Here is a 17,998-nt window from a genome sequence, read left to right as displayed (position 1 = left end):
TCTATATGCCGCATAAAATGCGTTTAAATTTTGCCCTTTTTTACGTAAATTTTTGCTTCTTTTTTTGGCGCCTACTTTAAACAAACCGTACGCTATTTACGAATTAAATATTATTTAAATTCAACTACTTTTTTATTTTAAAAATGTAAAATCTCGTTTAAAAACTTAAGGCACTAAATGACAGCACTTCTGGTAGCCGAATACATCGGCATCGCCTCTGCAGCCACGAGCGGATTTATCTTTGCGGTTAAGCGCGACTGCGACTGGCTGGGTATCTTTATCGCCGCACTTCTAACCGCGCTTGGAGGCGGATTTATGCGCGATGCTATCGTCTCGCGCCCGCCGTATTCATTTACGCACTACGCTCCGTGCATTATCGTGATGGCGATGCTCTTTCTCTCGGCGTTTTTGCGCCTGCACAAGCGAAGCGATATCGAGAAAAAATTCCTTTTCGTCACTACCGACGCCGTGGATCTGGTGAGTTTTTCTATCGTTGGAGCGATCGTGGCGCTACAGTTTGGTTATAATGTCTTTGGCGTCGTGCTGCTCGCGCTTTGCAACGGCGTGGGCGGCGGCATGATACGCGATGTGCTGTTTAACGAGATCCCATGGTGCTTAAAAACGGGGCTTTACGCGACTGTTAGTATTGTCGTGGGGCTTATATATTTTGCGATGGATTATGCGGGATTTACGAGCGTGTTTTGGGTGATGGGGCTTTTTGCGTTTGGCGTCGTGTTTAGACTTGCGGCGTATTATCTGGGCTGGAGCTTGCCGAAGCTGCAGAAGTGAAATTTGTTCTATTTCGCAGTCACAACGGCGCTTGAAATTTGAGAAATCGACCGCATTTACTTAGATAGCGAAAACGGCGAAATAGCGCGTTAAATTTGAAAATTTGACAGCGATCGGCTCCGGTTTTGGCGGCTTTGGCGGCGGCTCCCGGATGCGGATCGTTTGGCGCCTAAATTTAGCCTTGCTTGTGTGGCTGGCGGCTGTGCGCGGCACTTAAATTTAGACTTTCTTTTGCGTCCGGCTTTGGCGGCGGCTCAGCTACGAAGACCGAATTTGACCCTTGGTTGCTTTTTGTAACGAAGTTTGGTTAAATTTAAGCCGGCGGTATCGCTTTGCTCGGTGTAAATTCGGCGGTCAAATTTGAGCGGGCGTTTTGCCGGGCAAAAAATCAAGCGGCAGGCGTTTTATAAAATTTAAAATATCTTTAGAGCAGAGCTACGGTCGGCTAAATCTAAAGCCGTCATATCAAGAAAAATCCGCGTTTGACGGTAATTTTAAAGGAAAAAATATGAATTTGCGAAATTTACGCGCAAGATATGAAGAATACGGACTCGGACGTATATTTGAGGAGATAAAAAACTATGCTAAAAATGCGGTGGAAATTTCGCTAAAAGCAAGCGACGATCAGCAAATACCGATAGGGGCGTCGAAATTTGAGGGACCACTGGATCTACCGCGAAACGAGCCGTGGACAAAACTGGAAAACCGGCGAGCCGCTTCATTTTATAGCGCAGATAAATTTTAGCGAAATTTCAAAGTTTGATACCCAGAGCGAGTTGCCGAGTCGCGGTATGCTCTATCTCTTTTATGATTGCGCCGGGATGCCGTGGGGATACGATCCGAAAGACGGCGCTTTTAAAAAGGTGATTTATGCGGAGGATACGAGCGAGCTAGAGCGTAAGGTTGCGCCGTTTGAAAACAACGAAGCGTTTGCGGCGACTTCTTTAAAATTTGCAAATACGACCGAGTTGCCGGATTTGGAGAGCGATTTGGTCGGCGATATCGAGATGAGCGATGACGAAATCGACGCGTATTGGCAGATGGCGGATGATTTTTGCGAGCAGCGCAGTGAAAATAAAATTTTAGGACATTCGGACAATATCCAGGGCGGTATGGAGCTAGAGTGCGAGCTTGTAACGGCTTTTATTGCGGCGGCGATGAGGATTATAGCGGGTTGGAGTTTGAAAAATTTCGGCAAAATATCGGCGAGTGGACGCTGCTACTACAAATCGGCAGTAACGACGAAAACGAGATGATGTGGTGCGATTGCGGTAAAATTTATCTGTGGATCAGAAAAAACGATCTATGCGAGAAGAAGTTTGATAAAAGCTGGCTAGTGCTGCAGTGCGATTAAATTTGCGGCCTTATAGGATCAAATTTGAGGATTGCTGTGCTAAATCGGCACGAACTAAAAACACTCAAATTTGGCTTTCGTCTGCTGGATAAAAAGACAGAGTCGACGATGGTTGTTAAAATTTAGTAAATCAGAGTCAAATTTAAAAGTTTAATCCGCTTTTTGCAGTATTGCAGCGGCGATAGCAAAGCCTCCGTCGTGACTGATGGTAATTTGCGCGTCTTTTAGGTTAAAGTTTTTGATGATTTTTTCTGAGAGCTTTACTTTGGGGGCGTTTTTCTCGTCTTTATAAATTTGAGCGTCAAAGAACGAAAACTCAGCCGAGATCCCGCAGCCAAGAGCCTTGCTGATAGCCTCTTTAGCTGCGAAAAATCCAGCTATCGTAGCGTCCGTTTTTGCGATACGTATCTCTTCATCGTTTAAAAAATATCTCAAAAAATCCTCGCCTCGCCGCTCTTTAAGCCTTGAGATACGCGAGATCGCTACGATGTCTATGCCGATCATTGCACCACAAAGTCGGTAAAGTAGATATTTTTTATATGACCGTCGGCCAAAACCTCGTTTAGGCGGTCGACTATCTCGTCTTTTAGGCGGTTTTTGCCTTTTTGAGTACTTACCTCTTCGTACGTTTTAGACGAGAGCGTAGAAACGACGATATCTCTTATTAGCGGCTTTTTCTTATCGATTTCAGGCGTTAACGTATCGGCGCTAAGCTCTAGATCAACCTTCGTTTTTAGGTATCTCGAGCCGCTTTCGCTAAGCAAATTTACGATAAACTGATCGAGCGGATAAACCGGGCCCATATTTACATAATCGTTTGATCGCTTGCCCGCCGTATTTTTAGGCGTTGAAGCTTGAACTTGCTCGGTTTGAGTTTGTACAGCTTGCGCTTGAGCATTCTCTTCATTGCCGCCCATTAGTAAGAACGCCAAAAGTCCGCCGACCACCAAAAGAAGCAGTAAAATAACAATGATGATGATGAGAACCAGCCCGTTTCCCTTTTTGCCTTGATTTTCTGAAATTTCTTCAGCCATCTATTCTCCTTAAAATTTTAGCTATAATTATATCTTAAATTTTTGAAAAATGAGAAGGCAATGGTACATAAAACAAATGCCGCGAGGTTTCTAGACGGCAAACATATCCCCTATGAGCTAGTTGAATACGAAGTGGATGAGAGCGATCTGAGCGCCGTTCACGTAGCTGCCGTTTGCGGCGAGCAAATAGAAAAAATATATAAAACCATCGTCTGCGAATGCGAGCCTAGAGGCTATGTCGTAGCGTGCATACAGGGTGATTTGAGCTTAAATTTAAAAGCTCTGGCTAGACTCAGCGGACATAAAAAATGCGAACTTTTAAACTTAAGAGAACTTGAAAAAGTGACGGGCTATATCAGGGGTGGCTGCTCGCCGATAGCGATGAAAAAGGCGTTTGAGACGTTTTTTGACGAGAGGATTTTAAAGCAAGATTACGTCTACGTGAGTGCCGGGGTGCGCGGAAAACAGATCAAAATTGCACCTCAAAGCTTAATAGAAGCTGTCAACGCAAAGCTTGGAGACGTCGCCGTTTAGTAAAATTTAACCCAAAAATGCTAAAATACGCCGTCTTAAAATAAAATAAATTTATAAAGGTAAAATTTTGATAGACGAAATTTTTAGAGAATACGATATACGCGGTATTTACGAGCGCGATCTAAATGAAATCAGCGTCAAAGCGATCGGGTTAAATTTGGGTCGAGAGATGCTACGCCGAGGCGCAAAAAACGTTAGCGTAGGATATGACGCTAGACTAAGTGCGAATGAGATTTTCGGCTGGCTGGTTAGTGGGCTAAATTTGGCCGGGATCAAAGTCTATGATATCGGCTTGCTACCGACTCCGGTCGGGTATTTTAGCGTGTTTTCAAACAAATTTGACGCAAACATAATGATAACCGGTTCTCATAATCCAAAAGAGTACAACGGCTTTAAAATCACGATTTTTAAAGATAGTTATTTCGGCGAGGATTTGCAAAAGCTAAAAGTCGCCGTGCTAGATGATATCACGGCAAAAACGCAAATACTGGATGATCTGAGGGCTGAAAAATTCGATATCGCGACGCCTTATAAAAATTTTCTCATAGAGCAGTTTGCGCATCTAAAAGCCTTACCGCTTAAAATCGTCATCGACTGCGCAAACGGTGCGGTTGGAGCGGTACTGCCCGAAATTTGCGAGGCGTTAAATTTGGATGCGAAAATTTTATACCCCGAGCCCGACGGCAACTTCCCAAACCATCACCCAGATCCAAGCGAGGAGAAAAACTTAATCGATCTAAAATCTGCGCTAAAGGGCGAATTTGACATAGGATTTGGCTTTGACGGCGACGGCGACCGTATCGCGGTTTTAACCAAAAAACGCAACATAAAAGGCGATGAGCTAGCCTATCTATATAGTCTTGCGATGAAAAATCCGCGTGTACTTGGCGAGGTCAAATGCTCGCAAAATATGTACGACGAGATCGACGCGCACGGCGGTAAAAGCTTCATGGGCAAGACCGGCCACAGCAATATCAAAAAGGCGATGAAAGAGCTAAATATCGACATGGCGGCCGAGGTGAGCGGGCATATTTTCTTTAAGGAGCGGTATTTTGGCTTTGACGATGCGACGTATGCGATGTTTCGCGCGCTAGAGCTGGTCGCAAAGGGCTTTAACCTAGACGGCGAGCTAGATAAACTGCCAAAGGTTTTCAGTACCGACGAGATCAAGGTAAAAACGACCGACGCACAGAAATTTAAGCTTGTGGCAAAGCTAAAAGAGGTTTTGGCTGAAATTTACGAAAATGGCGATGCGCAAAATTTGCTAGCAGGCCTAGGTAAAATAGCCGAAATCATCGACATAGACGGAGTTAGAGTGAGATTTGAGGACGGTAGCTGGGCACTAGTACGAGCCTCAAATACGACGCCTGTTATCGTTACGAGATTTGAGACCAAGGATCAAAATTTACTGGTGCGGCTTCAAGAAACATTTTTAAATTTGGTCGAAAATTTAAAGCAAAAGGCGTAAAAAATGACAAACGTTATACTTTGCGGAGGTTCGGGCACGAGACTTTGGCCGCTATCTCGCACTCTGATGCCAAAGCAATTTATTAGGCTTTTTAACGGCAAATCTCTCTTTGATCTTACGCTTAGACGCAACGTGCACGCGCAAAAAACGATCATCGTTTGCAACGAGGCGCACTACTTTTTGGCGCTTGACGAATGCGGTAGTAAAAAAATAGATAAATTTATTCTTGAGCCATTTGGTAAAAATACCGCCGCGGCGATTACTTTTGCGGCGCTTTGTTGCGATGAGGACGAAATTTTACTAGTTACTCCAAGCGACCATCTAATCGAGAACGAAGCGGAGTACAAAAAAGCGCTTTTGATCGCGCAAAGCTACGCAAGTCAAGGCTTTTTAGCGACGTTTGGCATAAAGCCTTGCGAGCCAAACACCGGTTACGGCTACATCAAGGCCGATAAAAACGGCGACGTGGAGCGGTTTATCGAAAAGCCCAACCTTGAAACCGCGACTAAATTTATAAAAGAAGGCGGATATTATTTTAACAGCGGTATGTTTTGCTTTAAGGCGGGCGTGTTTTTAAGCGAGATGAAAAAATACGCGCCAAGTATCGTAAAAGACGTTACTGCGGCGATAGAGGGCTCGGCGAACGAACCGAATTTGCTAAAAATAAGTCCGAATTTTATGGATAAGATCGAAGATATCAGCATCGACTATGCGCTAATGCAAAAAAGCCTAAATATCAAAATGGTACCTCTTGATGCGGGCTGGAGCGATATGGGTAGCTTTGACGAGCTGAGTAAAAAGATAAAAAATATCGGCGAATCGCTACAAATAGACGCAAGCGAAAATTTCATCCTGACCAAAAAACCGACCGCGCTCGTAGACGTGCAAAATTTGCTCGTAGTCGATACCAAAGACGCGCTTTTGATCGCTAAAAAAGGCAGTTCGCAAAAGGTAAAAGAGGTTTATAAACACTTTTTGAATTCGCTTCCCGAAATTTGCGAAGCGCACACGAGCGTATACCGTCCGTGGGGCAGCTACGAGGTGCTAGGCGAGGGTAGCGGCTACAAGATGAAAAAGATCGTGGTTAAGCCCGGCAAAAGGCTGAGTCTGCAAAAGCACTTTAAGCGAAACGAGCACTGGGTCGTCGTCGAGGGCGAGGCGCTAGTAACCATAGATGATAGTGAGATGCAGATAAAACGAAACGAGTCGATATATATAAAAAGCGGGCAGATTCACCGGCTGGAAAATACGGCAAACTCCGATCTCATCGTTATAGAAGTGCAAACGGGCGAGTATCTGGGCGAGGACGATATAGTTCGTATCAGCGACGACTACGATAGAAAGTAGCGGCGGAGCGGATGAAAAAAGCTCTGGTTTGCGACTGGCTAGAAACCTATGCCGGAGCTGAGCGTTGCGTGCAGAGTTTTACGGATATTTGGGATGATTTTGAGGTTTTTAGCCTTGTTGATTACCTTAAATTTGACGATAGACAAAAGATTTTAAATGGCAAATTCGCTCGAACCAGTTTTATTCAAAATTTACCGTTTGCAAAGAGTAAATTTAGGAGCTATCTGCCGCTTTTTCCGCTGGCGATAGAGCAGTTTGATCTGAGTGAATTTGACGTCGTGCTGTCTAGTTCGCACGCCGTAGCAAAGGGCGCTCTGACGCATTCAAACCAGCTTCATATAAGTTATATCCACACTCCGATGCGCTATGCTTGGGATATGTATTTTGACTATTTGCGTCAAAACGAACTAGAGCGCGGGCTAAAATCGATGCTGGCTAGGTATATTTTACATAAAATACGTCTGTGGGATATCGCCGCGGCAAATAGAGCCGACGTTTACGTCGCAAACTCAAATTTTATCGCTCGCCGTATACGTAAAATTTACGGCAAAGACGCCACCGTGATCTACCCGCCCGTAGATACCGCAAATTTTAAATTAAACGAAAATAAAGAGGATTTTTACGTCACGGTTTCAAGGATAGTGCCTTATAAAAAGATCGATTTAATCGTGCGCGCCTTTAACGAAAGCGGCAAAAAGCTAGTCGTAGTGGGTGACGGCGAGCAGATGAATGAGATCAAAAATATCGCCAAAAGCAATGTTGAAATTTTAGGTTTTCAAAGCGCACGTGAGACTGCGGAGCTGATGGGTAAGGCAAAAGCCTTCGTCTTTGCTGCCGTGGAGGATTTTGGTATAGCGCCCGTGGAAGCTCAGGCCTGCGGGACGCCCGTCATCTGCCTGGGTAGGGGCGGCGCGAAAGAGAGCGTGATAGACGGCATCACGGGTGTTTATTTTAGCGAGCAAAGCGAGGACAGCCTAAATGAAGCGGTTGTAAAATTTGAAAAAATAAGAGACAAATTTGATCCGCAAGCAATCAGACAAAATGCGCTAAAATTTTCAAAAGAGCGCTTTGAAGGTGAGATAAAGGAGCTCGTGGAGAGTAGTTACGAGAGATTTTTAGAGGGCGTGTTATGAGTCTGCGCTCTAAAATTTTGCTAAAAGCCGTGATCGATTACGTCGTCGTTGTCGCTACTGCGCCGATTTGGCTTACTGTCGTCGCCGTTATAGCAGCAGTCATAAAGATAAACGAGCCTGGCGAGAGCATCTTTTTTAAACAAAAGCGAATAGGGCGTTTTGGCAAGCCGTTTAGCTGCTATAAATTTAGATCGATGCATAAAAATTGGCGTAAAATTTTAGACGATTATCTTGCGCAAAATCCCGCAGAGGCCGAGCATTTTGCCAAATTTCACAAATACGAATTTGATCCGCGCATAACAAAAGTCGGCGGGTTTATCAGACGCACTTCGCTTGATGAGTTGCCGCAGCTTTTTAACGTTCTTAGGCTTGAGATGAGCCTGGTCGGACCGCGTCCGTATATGTTTTACGAAAAAAAACAAATCGGTAAAAATTTAGGCAAGATAACAAGGGTTAGGCCGGGGCTTACGGGGCTTTGGCAGGTGAGCGGCAGGAATGAAATTCCATTTGACGAGCGAGTAAAAATGGAGTGCGCATATGTCGATAATCTTTCGATTTTTAGGGATTTTTTGATACTTGTTCGTACGATTTTCGTGGTTTTAAAATAAATTTTACTCGTAGTATTTTTCGTACCTTTTGGTTGATTTTAAGCTTGCTTTCTAAATCTTATTTTGTTTATCTTTTGTTCAATAAAATAGAAATTTATAAATCCAAATATAATCGAACCAGTCGTTACAAAAGCTAAATTTACGTTTCCTAGTAAAAGCTGGCTGAGCCAAATAAAAAGAAAATGGCTGATAAAAATCGCGTATGAAAGCGAGCCTGCGATATCGTTAAATTTGAGCTTAAATTTAAACCTCTCATGCGCTAAAACGATAGCTGCGCCGATCAAGTATCCAAGCATCGTCTCTGCGCCAAAGGCACTAAATTTGTGCGAGTCAAAAAGATAGCCCGCCAGCGCCGCTACCGCCGCGTAAAAAACGGTGAGCTTGCCAAGCTCTTTTTGATATATCAAAAATCCTGTATAAAACATAAAAAATACGCCGCAAACAAGCCTATATCCGTAGATATCAGCATTTATAAAGCCCAAATTCGCCGCTGCATAAACGCCTAGCGAGCCGGTAGCTAGCGCGTAGCCCAGCCGTCTAAATTTGATCGCGAGTACGAGCAGGGCGTACGCCTGAAGCTCGGCTCCTAGCGACCAAGCTGGCGGTATGAGGAAATTTAGCCCAACGGGCGCGTCTATGACGGAAACGTCGAGCCAAAAAAAATAGTTTAACGGCGCGATGAGAGCATTTAGAAGTAAATTTTTCACGCTAAAATTTGGATGCAAATAAGACGTCACGCAAAAAAACAGTATCGTGAGCGTAAACGCAAAGAAAAACGCGGGATAAATGCGCAAAAATCTATCTTTTACAAAGTAGCTTATTTGCGCGTTTTGAGGCGCGATTTTGATAAAAACCTTTGATGTGACGAGTCCTGCTAGGATATAAAAAATCACGACGGCAAATACGCCTATGTTTTTACCGGCCAGTCCTATACCAACGTGCGATAGTAGCACTAAATACGCTAAAATAAATCTAATATAACCAAACATTTTGTTCCTAATTTTTGTTTTTACGGCATTTTTGCGGCTACGCCTAGCAGGATTTTGCGGTGCAATTTGTTTTTTCGTAAATTTCCGCCGCTTTCGTTTCTCGGACTACGACCGTTGCAACCTACCAAAAATGACGCCTTTTGCCGAGCTTTATTGCGCAAGGCGATTGTCGCATTTTTTGGCCGGCTAGCTACGTGTAAAATTTGCCGCCCTTATCTGCATTTTTGCCGAGCATGCGCAAAATTTAAACGCCGAGTCTGCGCTTTTGCGTTTATTTCGGTTTTGATTTTACCGTAAATTTAAGCATTTTGGACTTTTGTACCGGATTTAAATTTTGAAGCAATTTAAAGTAGCGGTGAATTTAAAAATCTCCGCTTTCGCCGAATTTAACGCTAGAGCCTAAAATTTTGCAAACCAAGTCTAAAATTTCTAAATTTACCTCTAGCGCGTATTCGTCTATGACTTTAAAAACTTCTTGCCTCACATCTAAAACGTCGTCCGCATAAGATTTTACGTAGGTTTCCTCGGCGATTTTAGCTAGCGTAAAAGTATCTATATCTTTTTGCCTCATCGCTGTTTTTAATGTTTTTGAGAGTTTCCATTTTAGATTTTCCATATTTTTCCTTCGATATTTTTGCGGTACGGGTTTTGGCGCGCAAATTTACATCCACTCCAAAACCTGCGTGATATCGCCCGCGACGAAACATTTTAGCCCTTGCACATCAAGCGGTTTGCTTGGCACGATCGCGTTTTTAAATTTCTGCGTTTTTGCCTCTTTTAGGCGCTGATCGAGGTTAAATATCTCGCGAATCTCGCCGTTTAAGCTAAGCTCGCCCATAAATACGCTCTCTTTGCTGATCGGACGATTTTTAAAGCTGGAAATGATCGCCGCGACCACGGCTAGATCGGCCGCAGTTTCGCTGATCTTGACGCCGCCGCTCACGTTTATAAAGACGTCGTAGTGACCCAGCGGTATTTCGAGCTTGCGCTCAAGTAGCGCTAGTAGCATATCTAGGCGGTTTTTTTCGTAGCCAGTGGAGCTGCGTTTAGGATACGCGCTCTCGCACACGAGCGCCTGGATCTCGACGCTAAGCGCGCGCGAACCCTCCATCGTGATCGTGATCGCCGAGCCGCTAGTAGCCTTGCCTCGCGTGAAAAATTTGCCCGCGACATCGTTGGCGCTGATTAGTCCGTTTTCGCTCATCTCAAAAATCCCCACTTCGCTAGTCGAGCCGAATCGATTTTTAAACCCTCGTAGCATACGCAGCTCTCGGCTGGAGTCTCCCTCGAAATAAAGCACCACGTCCACCATGTGCTCCAAGATACGCGGCCCCGCAATCGAGCCGTCTTTTGTGATATGCCCAATGATAAAGACGCATATGTTTTCATTTTTGGCTAGGCGCATGAGCTCGAAAGTGATCTCGCGCACCTGCGATACGGAGCCTGGTGCGGAGGCGATTTTTTCGCTGTAAAGCGTCTGTATAGAGTCGATGACGAGGATTTTGTACTCGTTTTTGCGCACTTCGGCGAGGATGTTTTCTAGTAAAATTTCCGTGAGCAGAAACAACCCGTCTTTGACCGCGTCAAGGCGCTGGGCGCGCATTTTGATCTGGCTTGCGCTCTCTTCGCCGCTCACGTAGAGCGTCTTTTTGCCTTGGGCGGCGAAATTTGACGCGATTTTTAGCAGCAAGGTGCTCTTGCCGATGCCGGGACTTCCGCCGATTAGCACTAGCGAGCCCTCCACGACGCCGCCGCCAAGAACCAGGTCAAGTTCACTATTTTCCGTGCTGATACGCGTGACTTTTTCGATCTCGACCTCGCTGATTTGCTTTGCGAGACTCGGTTTTGCAGAGCTTTTTGATATCTCTTTTAGCGTTTCTATTTGCTGCGCATTTAGCTCTAAAAAGCTATCCCAAGCCCCGCATTGAGGGCATTTGCCGACCCATTTGCTCTGCTGATTACCGCAGGCTTGACACTCAAATACGGTTTTAGTTTTCGCCATTTTTTTCCTTTTCGCGATTATACTTTAAAATGTTTAAATTTTACTCCCGCCGCGCGGTTAAATTTCAAATCGAAACACGCGCGAGCGAAAAATAAGTAAATTTAACTCAAATCAACGAAAATTCAACTTTATCTAAATACAATTTGTCAAATTTAAAACTAAAATGGAGCAAAAATGAAACAAAAGCTTAGCAAAAATCAGTTTTTAGTCATCTCACTCACGCTTTTTGCCATGTTTTTTGGCGCGGGGAACTTCATCTTTCCGCCAAATTTAGGGCGAGAGGCTGGGCAGAATTTTTACGTCGCGATCATGTTTTTTTGCGCTACGGCGGTGCTTTTACCGGTGCTTGGCGTCGCAGCGATCGCTAGGGCAAAAGGGCTTCAGAGCCTAGTACGCCGCATAGATCCCGTATTTGCAGTGGTTTTTACCGCGCTTTTATACCTCACGATCGGGCCGCTTTTTGCGATACCTCGCGCGGCGAATATGCCCTTTGATATCGCCGTTAAGCCGTTTATCGCGGCTGAAAATTTGCAAATTTGGCTGTTTTTCTACTCAGCGGCGTATTTTGCGTTAAATTATTACGTCTGTATGAACCCGTCAAAACTAGTCGATCTACTCGGCAAATACCTAACTCCGCTGCTTTTGGCGCTTATTTTACTGCTTTTTGGAGCGGGATTTTTTTTCCCGATCGGCGAGTTCGTCGCTCCTAGCGGAGACTATGCGCAGCGCGCCGCGGCTAAGGGCTTTGTAGAGGGCTATCAGACGATGGACGCGCTGGCGTCGCTGGCGTTTGGTATCATCGTGATAAACGCTATCAGAACCGTGGGCGTAAAAGACGAGCGTCACCTGGTTTCATCGACGATAAAGGCCGGCATGACGGCGGGTGTGATTTTGATGGCGATTTACTTGATGCTGGGCTACCTTGGCGCGACGTCGGCGGAGCTGTTTAAGGACGCGCCGGAGATAAACGGAGCCGAGCTGCTATCTCGCATCAGCGGTCATTATTTCGGCAAGGCGGGCGTTTTGGTGCTGGGTTCTGCGTTTTTCCTAGCTTGCATCACGACGACGCTGGGGCTCATCAGCTCTGCTAGCGAGTACTTCGAGGAGCTAACGGGCGGACGCGTCAAATACAAAATTTGGGTCGCGGCGTGGTGCTTGATCGGCTTTGGCGTGGCGAATTTCGGCCTCACGACCATCATCAAGGGCTCGATCCCGGTGCTCATCGCCATCTATCCGATCGCCATTATGCTCATCATCCTTTCGCTCATCAATCCGCTGATCGACTCGAGCAAGCTCGTCTACCGCACCTGCGTCTACGTCTGCGTAGTCGTCGGCACGATAAACGGCCTTGATATCGCCGGAGTATCGGTACCACTAGTGACCGATCTAGTTAAGAAGCTGCCGTTTTACGACTCGATGCTTGGCTGGATCGTGCCTAGCGCGGTGGCATTTGCGGTGACCTACATACTACATCTTGTGCTAGAAAAGAAAGAAAATACTTTTTAACTGCTAGCGGCAAAGCGCCGAACTCGTAAGAGGTCGGCGCTTTGTCAAATTTACCCAGCCGTCAAATTCCCCGTGCGTCTAAATTTACCCAGCCGTCAAATTTACCCAGCTTATTGATTTAACTAGTAAAAATTTGACTACTCTATTATGTTTACTGAATTTAATTTGCGAATACATAAATAAAAAAATAGCTTGCTAAATTTTATAAAATTTAGTTGCAAGAGCCTTTATTTGATTGTTTGAGTTTGTTGTGAAAAATCATTTGTCGTTTTTTTGGCAAGGCGGGCATTATCGTCAAGACATTAAATTTAAGCAGTCAGCCCAAAGGCTTAGATTATATAAAACTATAGTTTTAAATAGCACCTGAACGAAACTAGCTTAAATTTGCCGAGCACTGCTGTGACTTTATGGTAAAAACCAAGACTAACTTTATAAGTTTTGGCAAAACAAATCGGCCAGTTACGGCTCGCGAATAGTCGAATTTACAAGCCTAACATAGTCTTTAGAAGCATGTAAATAAGTGCTGCCGAGCCGCCTGCAATCGGTAGGGTAATGACCCACGCAAGCACGATAGGCTTGACCATTTTCCAGTTGGCGTCGCGGTTTAGGATACCGATGCCAAGGACCGCGCCGATGAGGATGTGCGTCGATGATACGGGAATGCCTAGCTTTGTGGCTAACAGGATAACGGTACTGGCCGCTAGCTCGGCGCTAAAGCCCGTCGTAGGTAGGATCTCGGCTAGCTTGCTACCGATCGTGGCGATGACCTCTTTGCCTAAAAACCAAAGCCCGACCACGAGTGAGATACCAAATGTCACCATCGCGATGCCCGGCACTGGAGCGGTGGCGTTTATGGAGCCTGTTTTTAGCACGTCTAGGATCGCGGCAAACGGACCCACGGCGTTTGCTATGTCGTTGGCGCCGTGAGAAAATGCAAACGAGGAGGCCGTAAATATCTGAAACCATGAGAAAATGCGGTTCGTGCTCTTTTCGGCATTGTCTTTTTTCATCACGTTTATCATCGCAAGCGTGGCGAGATAGGTGACTATGCCGATGACGCAGATGATCCAGATCGTGCCAATAAAACCTAGGTCTAAATTTAGATGCTCAAGCCCTTTAAAAAGCATCATTGATGAGATGATGATCGCGCCGATGCCTGCCACCATTGGGATGTGTTTGCGCATGGCTTTTGACGTGTCGATCTCTTTTTCGCGCTCTTTCATGGCTTTTATAGCGAGCTTGTATTCGCTGCGTTCGCCGCTTTCGACGTCGTCCTCGTCAAGGACCGCGATCTTGCTTAGTATCCTTATCTGCTCGCTTTCGGGTTTTGTTTTTAGCTCTTGTAGATAGCGCTCTTTGTAGGCTTTACGTTCGCGTTTTAGTACTTTTAGCTCTAGGGTAAATTTGCGAGTCGGGATCAAAATTTTAGATTTTATGTAGCCGTAAATGAAGTAAGAAAGGATGCCTCCTAGTAGCGGCGAGATCACCCAGCTAACGGCGATCCTGCCTATCTCGCTCCAGGAGACCATAGCTAGAGCCTTATCTCCGCCCATCGTCGTAAAGCCCATCGTAAGCCCAGCGCCAACGATACCGCCTACTATCGAGTGCGTCGTGGAGATAGGTAGACCCTTTTTAGACGCGATAAATAGCCAAATGCCCGAGCTTAAAAGCGCCGACATCATAATCAGCACGAAAAGCATCGGCTCCGTGCCCTCCTGCGGGAAGCTCACGATGCCTTCGCGGATGGTTTTAGTCACCTCTCCGCCGGCGAATATCGCGCCGCTAAGCTCGAAAATAGCGGCTATGACTAGGGCTTGCTTTATCGTGACGGTCTTGGCGCCTACGCTCGTGCCAAAGGAGTTCGCGACATCGTTGCCGCCGATGTTAAACGCCATAAAGATACCGAAAATACTAGCGATACTGAAAAGCAAAAAGTGATGAGTCGGGATGTACTGATAGCCCCAAACGAAAAATCCAAACGCAGTGATTATAAAGATCGCAAATGCAAAGAGATTGTCGCTTCTCAAGCAAGTCCTTTTAAAAATGAATGGTTAATTATAGCTACATTTTTCTTAAGCAAGCCAAATTTGGGCGGTTTTATTAGCTTTAAATTTTAGCTTCGTTATAATTTGCCCACTTAAATTTAAAGGAGAAAAAATGACGATTAGGGAGCAAATTTTAGAGGACATCAAGACTGCGATGAAAGAAAAAGATAACTTTCGCCGCGACACGCTAAGGCTCATAAACTCAGTCATCAAACAAGTCGAAGTCGATGAGCGCGCCGAAATGACCGACGAAAAGGTGCTACCGATCCTGCAAACTCAGATAAAACGCCGCATGGACTCTATCGAGCAGTATAAAAACGGCGGTAGGGACGATCTAGCGCAAAACGAGCAAAAAGAGATCGATATCATAAACGGATATTTGCCTAAACAACTAAGCGCAGACGAGCTGGAGGCTGAGATAAAAGTGATCATCGCCGGACTAGGCGAGGGTGCAAATATCGGCACCGTAATGAAAGCAGCCAAAGAAAAAATCGGCGCTAGAAGCGACGGCAAGAGTATAAGTGAGTGCGCAAAGAGATTGCTGGGCTAAATTTGGCATTTAAATTTGACCGAGTTTGCTTTGAAATTCGGTCAAATTTAAGGCGAGGGCAGGCTGGCTTTAAGTAGATTTGCCTTTATGAGATTTGACGCGACACGGCAAATGATTGCTGTTTTTGGTCAAATTTGGAGAGTTTATATCGTGCGGCTTGTGATTGGCGCGAAGTAAATTTTGCTAAGTTTGCGATACCTAGTATAAATTTTGCCGACGCCAATTGTGTTTATAGAGGGTTCAAATTGGCTCTAGAGTTTTTGACGATGTAAAGCTTTCAAAAATGGGGTTTTGCAAAATTTTATAGAATGGATTTTTTGGTTTAAAGTAATGCAAAAGAGCAAAATTTGAGCCAAATGTTTTTAGCTCAAATTTCGTATAACGTTACTTTACACTTTCTTCTATCGTCGAGTCTATTATCTTAAATATCTCACCGCTTGCTTGTTTGACTTTAGCAAATCTATCGACGAATTTTTGGATATCGTTCATATTGTAACCATTTTTTGAGTCGTCTAGGTTAGCTTTTACCAGATCGCTTATTTGTTTTGCGGGAGCGCTTGCCTTCTCAAAGCTTTTTGAATTTGCAAAATATGCCGCCGCGCTCTCGTACCATGCGTTTAAATTTTGCGTTTGTTTTTGCATATTTTCGTCGTCGCCTCTTTCGTTGATAACGTTTCCGTATGCGGTCTGTAGATATGTCACTCGGTTGATCTTGCCGATGATGCCGATGGTTTTGTTTTCGACGTATTTTGAGATTTTTGCGCTTTGCGTCGCACCTTGGCTAAATACATTCACGGCATCTCTAAATTTAGACACGCTTACGTTTGCGACTTGCGCTATTTGAGTGATTTTGTTGGAATTGTCATTTAGATCGTTTGTTTGTTGTTGCAGAGTTTGGATGTTTATGCCGATTTCGCTTGTAGCTTTTTGCGTATTTTCGGCTAGCTTTCGCACTTCGTCCGCAACTACGGCAAAGCCTCGTCCGTGCTCGCCGGCGCGCGCCGCTTCGATAGCAGCGTTAAGGGCGAGTAGGTTTGTTTGCTCGGCGATATCTTTGATTAAATTTACGACCGATGAGATTTCCTCGGTTCTGTGGGTTAAATTTTTAATAGCTTCGGTAGACTCTGTGATAAGGTGCTCTAGGTTGCCCATATTTTGGCTAAGTTCACTTACGGCCGACATGCTTTCGTTGGCCTTTACCGAAGTATCTTGTGCCATGGTTGAAATTTGGGTTAAATTTTTAATGCTTTGATTGAGGTCGTTTTGCACTTCTAAAATGCCGTCGTTTCCGTTGCCGAGCTCGCTAAATTTTTCGGAGAGTATGCCTCTGGTTTTACCTTTTTGCCCGGCTTTTATACCCTCGACGCCTTCGCTCATGGAAATGGCATTGGTTCTAAAAAGACCTCGAAATCCCTCTGCAAAAATATTTCTATAAGTTATTCCGCTTTCGGCTGATTTTACGCAAGTGCCCATTTCTCTTTGCAAAGCTTCGATTTGATCGAGCAAATCGTTTATACCAAGTGCTATTTTGCCGATTTGAGAGTTTGGATCTATTTGTAAAATTCTAGGTTCCAAAAAGCCGTTTCTAGCCTGTTCGACCACATTTAAAATTTCATCGTAATTTACTTTTTCTTTTTTAAAAAACATGATTTTCCTTTTATAATCTTTGTAAGTCGTTCATTAGCTCGTCATAGCTCTTATTTTTTTCTTTTAAAATATTATCAAGAAGTTTAGATGAGGCTTCCATGCCACCGCTCTTTTCAGCTTCCAAGAGCTGTCTGTAAAGCGGAATAATGATTTCTAAGGCTTTTGGATTCGGCTTTCGTCTAACCGAATAATAACCGATAATGTTGCCGTTTTGATCAAGAGAAGCGGTAACGTTTGCAAATACCCAGTAAAATGAACCGTCAAAGCTCTTGTTTTTAACATAGGCAAAAACCTCTTTTTTATTTTTTACGTACTCCCATAAAATTTTAAAAACAACGCGTGGCATATCTGGATGCCTCACGATATTATGTGGTTTCCCGATTAACTCATTACCTTTTGCGCCGACTATTTGAGCAAAAGGGATATTGCAATAAGTTATTTTTCCTTTTGTATCGGTTTTTGAAACTAAAAACGCATCTGCACTAACTTGACGTTCATGTAAATTATTTTGCATTTCTTTCCTTAATTGTTGTTTTAATTATCGTCCTTGAACCGCATTTCCAAGATCCCACATAGGCATAAAAATACCAAGCGCCAAAAGTATAACCATGCCCGCCATAAATAAAAGCATAATCGGTTCCACATAGCTTGAAATATTATCAACCAGGTCACTAAATTTAGCCTTATAGTAGTCAGTTACTTTCTCAAGCATTGCATCTATTGCACCGCCTTTTTCGCCTGCGCTTAGCATCTGAATAAGCATACTCTCGTAAAGCTGGGTATCTCGAAAAGCTTCTGTCAAGGATACGCCTCTTTGAACAGCAATCTTGATTGTGGCAAGCTTATCGTGTATGTCTTGGTTTTCTACAGTTAAAGTTGCTGTTTCAAGGGCATCAGCAATTGGAATACCTGCTCTTACAAGTTCTGTAAAAATAAGATTAAATCTATTCATTGTTGAGTAGAATATAACTTTATTAATTAAATAAACTTTT

Annotated in this window: 20 protein-coding genes; 11 read left to right on the top strand and 9 right to left on the bottom strand. The window is 44.4% G+C overall.

Going from position 1 to position 17,998, the window contains the following annotated elements; genetic code table 11:
* Nucleotides 1–177: 177 nt before the first annotated feature.
* The 4 genes from Q0386_RS06900 (at nt 178) to Q0386_RS06885 (ending at nt 2,143) form a co-directional block, all read left to right on the top strand.
* Nucleotides 178–789: a TRIC cation channel family protein gene (locus tag Q0386_RS06900; RefSeq protein ID WP_299028968.1), complete on the top strand. Its 612-nt coding sequence runs from the start codon at nt 178–180 to the stop codon at nt 787–789.
* 508 nt (nt 790–1,297) lie between these two features.
* Nucleotides 1,298–1,534: a hypothetical protein gene (locus tag Q0386_RS06895; RefSeq protein ID WP_299028965.1), complete on the top strand. Its 237-nt coding sequence runs from the start codon at nt 1,298–1,300 to the stop codon at nt 1,532–1,534.
* Entirely contained in the window at nt 1,443–2,045 is a 603-nt protein-coding gene (locus Q0386_RS06890; RefSeq protein WP_299028962.1) for a DUF1963 domain-containing protein, read from the top strand. The genes Q0386_RS06895 and Q0386_RS06890 overlap by 92 nt, the downstream gene beginning before the upstream one ends.
* Nucleotides 2,042–2,143: a DUF1963 domain-containing protein gene (locus Q0386_RS06885; RefSeq protein ID WP_299028959.1), complete on the top strand. Its 102-nt coding sequence runs from the start codon at nt 2,042–2,044 to the stop codon at nt 2,141–2,143. The genes Q0386_RS06890 and Q0386_RS06885 overlap by 4 nt, the downstream gene beginning before the upstream one ends.
* A 150-nt stretch (nt 2,144–2,293) precedes the next feature.
* Here Q0386_RS06885 and acpS read toward each other — a convergent pair whose 3' ends face one another.
* Together acpS and fliL are read right to left on the bottom strand one after the other, a co-directional pair.
* Entirely contained in the window at nt 2,294–2,647 is a 354-nt protein-coding gene (acpS, locus tag Q0386_RS06880; protein WP_299028956.1) for a holo-ACP synthase, read from the bottom strand.
* Complete coding sequence (gene fliL / locus Q0386_RS06875; protein WP_299028953.1) at nt 2,644–3,177, bottom strand: flagellar basal body-associated protein FliL; 534 nt, start codon at nt 3,175–3,177, stop codon at nt 2,644–2,646. Before fliL ends, acpS begins: the two co-directional genes overlap by 4 nt.
* Before the next feature lie 60 nt (nt 3,178–3,237).
* On the opposite strand from fliL, the gene ybaK reads away from it, so the two are divergent.
* From ybaK to Q0386_RS06850, 5 genes are all read left to right on the top strand, one after another.
* The gene (ybaK, locus tag Q0386_RS06870) at nt 3,238–3,711 is read left to right on the top strand and encodes a Cys-tRNA(Pro) deacylase (protein WP_299028950.1); all 474 of its coding nucleotides are present in this window, start codon (nt 3,238–3,240) and stop codon (nt 3,709–3,711) included.
* Nucleotides 3,712–3,778: 67 nt separating this feature from the next.
* The gene (locus Q0386_RS06865) at nt 3,779–5,179 is read left to right on the top strand and encodes a phosphomannomutase/phosphoglucomutase (RefSeq protein ID WP_299028947.1); all 1,401 of its coding nucleotides are present in this window, start codon (nt 3,779–3,781) and stop codon (nt 5,177–5,179) included.
* 3 nt (nt 5,180–5,182) lie between these two features.
* Nucleotides 5,183–6,526, top strand: a complete 1,344-nt coding sequence (locus tag Q0386_RS06860) for a mannose-1-phosphate guanylyltransferase/mannose-6-phosphate isomerase (protein WP_299028944.1) — start codon at nt 5,183–5,185, stop codon at nt 6,524–6,526.
* Nucleotides 6,527–6,537: 11 nt separating this feature from the next.
* On the top strand, nt 6,538–7,659 hold the full coding sequence (locus tag Q0386_RS06855) for a glycosyltransferase family 4 protein (RefSeq protein WP_299028941.1): 1,122 nt from the start codon (nt 6,538–6,540) through the stop codon (nt 7,657–7,659).
* On the top strand, nt 7,656–8,267 hold the full coding sequence (locus tag Q0386_RS06850) for a sugar transferase (RefSeq protein WP_299028938.1): 612 nt from the start codon (nt 7,656–7,658) through the stop codon (nt 8,265–8,267). The genes Q0386_RS06855 and Q0386_RS06850 overlap by 4 nt, the downstream gene beginning before the upstream one ends.
* A 38-nt stretch (nt 8,268–8,305) precedes the next feature.
* On the opposite strand, the gene Q0386_RS06845 is transcribed toward Q0386_RS06850, so the two are convergent.
* From Q0386_RS06845 to radA, 3 genes are all read right to left on the bottom strand, one after another.
* Nucleotides 8,306–9,256, bottom strand: a complete 951-nt coding sequence (locus tag Q0386_RS06845; protein ID WP_299028936.1) for an acyltransferase — start codon at nt 9,254–9,256, stop codon at nt 8,306–8,308.
* Nucleotides 9,257–9,617: 361 nt separating this feature from the next.
* Nucleotides 9,618–9,872 (bottom strand): hypothetical protein, encoded by a 255-nt coding sequence (locus Q0386_RS06840; RefSeq protein ID WP_299028933.1) that lies wholly within the window; start codon nt 9,870–9,872, stop codon nt 9,618–9,620.
* Nucleotides 9,873–9,917: 45 nt separating this feature from the next.
* The gene (gene radA / locus Q0386_RS06835) at nt 9,918–11,258 is read right to left on the bottom strand and encodes a DNA repair protein RadA (RefSeq protein ID WP_299028930.1); all 1,341 of its coding nucleotides are present in this window, start codon (nt 11,256–11,258) and stop codon (nt 9,918–9,920) included.
* 174 nt (nt 11,259–11,432) lie between these two features.
* Between radA and brnQ the strand changes: the two genes are divergently transcribed.
* Complete coding sequence (brnQ, locus tag Q0386_RS06830) at nt 11,433–12,764, top strand: branched-chain amino acid transport system II carrier protein (protein WP_299028927.1); 1,332 nt, start codon at nt 11,433–11,435, stop codon at nt 12,762–12,764.
* 482 nt (nt 12,765–13,246) lie between these two features.
* Here the strand turns inward: brnQ and Q0386_RS06825 are convergent, their stop codons facing one another.
* Nucleotides 13,247–14,791 (bottom strand): inorganic phosphate transporter, encoded by a 1,545-nt coding sequence (locus Q0386_RS06825; protein WP_299028925.1) that lies wholly within the window; start codon nt 14,789–14,791, stop codon nt 13,247–13,249.
* A 130-nt stretch (nt 14,792–14,921) separates the two neighbouring features.
* On the opposite strand from Q0386_RS06825, the gene Q0386_RS06820 reads away from it, so the two are divergent.
* The gene (locus Q0386_RS06820) at nt 14,922–15,359 is read left to right on the top strand and encodes a GatB/YqeY domain-containing protein (protein ID WP_299028922.1); all 438 of its coding nucleotides are present in this window, start codon (nt 14,922–14,924) and stop codon (nt 15,357–15,359) included.
* Between the two features lie 384 nt (nt 15,360–15,743).
* On the opposite strand, the gene Q0386_RS06815 is transcribed toward Q0386_RS06820, so the two are convergent.
* The 3 genes from Q0386_RS06815 to Q0386_RS06805 form a co-directional block, all read right to left on the bottom strand.
* The gene (locus tag Q0386_RS06815; protein WP_299029056.1) at nt 15,744–16,511 is read right to left on the bottom strand and encodes a methyl-accepting chemotaxis protein; all 768 of its coding nucleotides are present in this window, start codon (nt 16,509–16,511) and stop codon (nt 15,744–15,746) included.
* Between the two features lie 505 nt (nt 16,512–17,016).
* Nucleotides 17,017–17,520 carry a PAS domain-containing protein gene (locus Q0386_RS06810; RefSeq protein WP_002947680.1) on the bottom strand — a complete coding sequence of 168 codons (504 nt, stop codon included), beginning with the start codon at nt 17,518–17,520 and terminating at the stop codon, nt 17,017–17,019.
* 24 nt (nt 17,521–17,544) lie between these two features.
* Nucleotides 17,545–17,998: type II secretion system F family protein (locus tag Q0386_RS06805; RefSeq protein ID WP_299028919.1), on the bottom strand; the 454-nt coding region annotated here is incomplete at its 5' end.

Source organism: uncultured Campylobacter sp. (assembly GCF_938045625.1).
In the GTDB taxonomy this organism is placed as follows: domain Bacteria; phylum Campylobacterota; class Campylobacteria; order Campylobacterales; family Campylobacteraceae; genus Campylobacter_A.
Note: the sequence above shows the minus strand (reverse complement) of the source record. Positions and strands in the feature narration are given on the sequence as shown.

Excerpts from the sequence above, each read along its gene's own strand:
- Q0386_RS06900 (WP_299028968.1), top strand. The coding sequence starts at position 178 with ATGACAGCACTTCTGGTAGCCGAATACATCGGCATCGCCTCTGCAGCC.
- Q0386_RS06895 (WP_299028965.1), top strand. The coding sequence starts at position 1,298 with ATGAATTTGCGAAATTTACGCGCAAGATATGAAGAATACGGACTCGGA.
- Q0386_RS06885 (WP_299028959.1), top strand. The coding sequence starts at position 2,042 with ATGATGTGGTGCGATTGCGGTAAAATTTATCTGTGGATCAGAAAAAAC.
- acpS (WP_299028956.1), bottom strand. The coding sequence starts at position 2,647 with ATGATCGGCATAGACATCGTAGCGATCTCGCGTATCTCAAGGCTTAAA.
- fliL (WP_299028953.1), bottom strand. The coding sequence starts at position 3,177 with ATGGCTGAAGAAATTTCAGAAAATCAAGGCAAAAAGGGAAACGGGCTG.
- ybaK (WP_299028950.1), top strand. The coding sequence starts at position 3,238 with ATGGTACATAAAACAAATGCCGCGAGGTTTCTAGACGGCAAACATATC.
- Q0386_RS06860 (WP_299028944.1), top strand. The coding sequence starts at position 5,183 with ATGACAAACGTTATACTTTGCGGAGGTTCGGGCACGAGACTTTGGCCG.
- Q0386_RS06855 (WP_299028941.1), top strand. The coding sequence starts at position 6,538 with ATGAAAAAAGCTCTGGTTTGCGACTGGCTAGAAACCTATGCCGGAGCT.
- Q0386_RS06850 (WP_299028938.1), top strand. The coding sequence starts at position 7,656 with ATGAGTCTGCGCTCTAAAATTTTGCTAAAAGCCGTGATCGATTACGTC.
- Q0386_RS06845 (WP_299028936.1), bottom strand. The coding sequence starts at position 9,256 with ATGTTTGGTTATATTAGATTTATTTTAGCGTATTTAGTGCTACTATCG.
- Q0386_RS06840 (WP_299028933.1), bottom strand. The coding sequence starts at position 9,872 with ATGGAAAATCTAAAATGGAAACTCTCAAAAACATTAAAAACAGCGATG.
- radA (WP_299028930.1), bottom strand. The coding sequence starts at position 11,258 with ATGGCGAAAACTAAAACCGTATTTGAGTGTCAAGCCTGCGGTAATCAG.
- brnQ (WP_299028927.1), top strand. The coding sequence starts at position 11,433 with ATGAAACAAAAGCTTAGCAAAAATCAGTTTTTAGTCATCTCACTCACG.
- Q0386_RS06820 (WP_299028922.1), top strand. The coding sequence starts at position 14,922 with ATGACGATTAGGGAGCAAATTTTAGAGGACATCAAGACTGCGATGAAA.
- Q0386_RS06815 (WP_299029056.1), bottom strand. The coding sequence starts at position 16,511 with ATGGGCAACCTAGAGCACCTTATCACAGAGTCTACCGAAGCTATTAAA.
- Q0386_RS06810 (WP_002947680.1), bottom strand. The coding sequence starts at position 17,520 with ATGCAAAATAATTTACATGAACGTCAAGTTAGTGCAGATGCGTTTTTA.